This window comes from Xenorhabdus bovienii (assembly GCF_024721015.1).
GTDB lineage: Bacteria > Pseudomonadota > Gammaproteobacteria > Enterobacterales > Enterobacteriaceae > Xenorhabdus > Xenorhabdus bovienii.
In genome coordinates, this window is record NZ_JANAIF010000391.1 from 1 (window position 1) to 291 (window position 291).

General features: G+C 47.4%; 1 protein-coding gene. It reads left to right on the forward strand.

Translation table 11 applies throughout. The features are described 5' to 3' along the window. Window positions 1-45 precede the first annotated feature (45 nt). A partial coding sequence (locus NXS07_RS21155; RefSeq protein WP_438818398.1) for a gp53-like domain-containing protein occupies window positions 46-291 on the forward strand: 246 nt, incomplete at its 3' end.

Consider the following 291-nt stretch of genomic DNA (forward strand, 5'->3'; position numbering starts at 1 on the left):
GTAACCGAATCGAATAACCGGTTTGGGTATAAAAATGACGCGAAATTGGATCAAAACGGGTGGTGGAAATGCGGGGATAAAGGGGTAATTTTCCAATGGGGTTATACAGAGAAAACGCTGGCTGAATCCTCTGAGACGATTACATTTTCGACAGAGTTTCCCCATGCGTGTTTTGGCGGAATGGCATCGCCATCGTATCCCAGTACGCTCGCCAGTAATTCCAGCGCCTATTTTTTCAATCTCAATGATGGTAAACGCGCAATCATTACCTGTGACCAGTCGGCGGGTGCG